Here is a 1,510-nt window from a genome sequence, read left to right as displayed (position 1 = left end):
TGTCTGACGTCAGCGCCTGTGGGACAGATTTGAGGAATTGAACAACGGAGGATTTCTGGTTCATCGTAACCTTCATGGAGTGAAGATGAACAAGAAATCCGGAACGTCTAAGGACGCAGCTGACAAGCTGGTCAAGAACATCCGCCGCAAGACCCGTCAGACCTATTCGGCTGAGGAGAAGATCCGCATCGTCTTGGCGGGTCTGCGAGGCGAAGAGAGCATTTCGGTGCTCTGTCGCCGTGAAGGCATCGCCGAAAGCCTATATTACAGCTGGTCGAAGGAATTCCTTGAGGCTGGCAAGCGGCGATTGTCCGGCGACACGGCCCGGCAGGCGACATCGCCTGAAGTCAAAGATCTGCGCTCGGAGTCACTTGCCCTGAAGGAATGTGTGGCCGATCTGACTCTGGAAAACCGTCTGCTCAAAAAAAGCATGACAGGGGCTGGGGAGGCAGAGGAATGAGGTATCCCGCGTCCGAGAAGCTGGAGATAATCCGCACGGTTGAAGGCTCACATCTACCGGCCAGGCAGACCCTCGACATGCTGGGCATCCCGCGCACGACCTTCTACCGCTGGTATGATCGTTTTGTCGACGGCGGCCTTGATGCCCTGGCGGACCGCGCACCCCGTCCATGGTCTGTCTGGAACCGTATTCCACAGGATCGGCGCGATGATCTGATCGAGTTCGCGCTGGAACATGAGGAGCTGACGGCACGGGAACTGGCAGTCAAATACACCGATGAGAAGCGGTATTTTGTCTCTGAATCATCAGCATATCGCATTCTGAAGGAAGCTGACCTGATCACGGCGCCCGCGCATGTGGTGATCAAGGCGGCTGACGAGTTCAAAGACAAGACTACCGCCATCAACCAGATGTGGCAGACGGACTTCACCTACTTCAAGATCATCGGGTGGGGGTGGTATTACCTCAGCACGATCCTGGACGATTACAGCCGCTACATCATCGCTTGGAAGCTCTGCACAAACATGCGGGCCGAGGACGTGACAGACACCATTGAGTTGGCTCTGACAGCATCAGGCTGCGACCAGGCGGTCGTGCGCCACAAGCCGCGGCTGCTCAGCGACAACGGCTCATGCTATATCTCTGGCGATCTGGCCGATTGGCTGGAGGATCACAAAATGACGCACGTCCGCGGGGCGCCATTCCACCCACAGACACAAGGCAAGATCGAACGCTGGCACCAAACCATGAAGAACCGGGTTCTGCTGGAGAATTACTACCTGCCCGGCGATCTCGAGCAGCAGATCGGGGCCTTCGTCGAATATTACAACAACCAACGATACCACGAGAGTCTGAGCAACGTCACACCCGCCGACGTCTACTTCGGCCGCGATAAAGCCATTCTAAGGGAAAGGGAGAAGATCAAAAAACAGACAATCCGACAGCGCCGCTTGCAACACCAGAAACAAGCCGCATAATCAATCACACGAACGAGCCAGAGCCTCCAATGCTCAAGCCGCTCTGATGTCCCATTTTATTTGACGACGGACA

Annotated in this window: 1 protein-coding gene; it reads left to right on the top strand. The window is 55.9% G+C overall.

The genetic code is table 11. The annotated features are described in order from the left end of the window. Positions 1-85: 85 nt before the first annotated feature. Positions 86-1,437, top strand: a protein-coding gene (locus DC366_RS19445; RefSeq protein WP_108693785.1) for an IS3 family transposase whose coding sequence is annotated in 2 segments (ribosomal slippage) — positions 86-422 and positions 422-1,437 — 1,353 coding nt in all. Because the reading frame shifts where the segments join, the coding sequence is not laid out codon by codon here. The last annotated feature ends 73 nt before the right edge of the window (positions 1,438-1,510 follow it).

The sequence above is a fragment of the Pelagivirga sediminicola genome, from assembly GCF_003072125.1.
Taxonomy (GTDB): Bacteria; Pseudomonadota; Alphaproteobacteria; order Rhodobacterales; family Rhodobacteraceae; genus Roseovarius; species Roseovarius sediminicola.
This window is presented reverse-complemented; position numbering and strand designations above follow the sequence as displayed.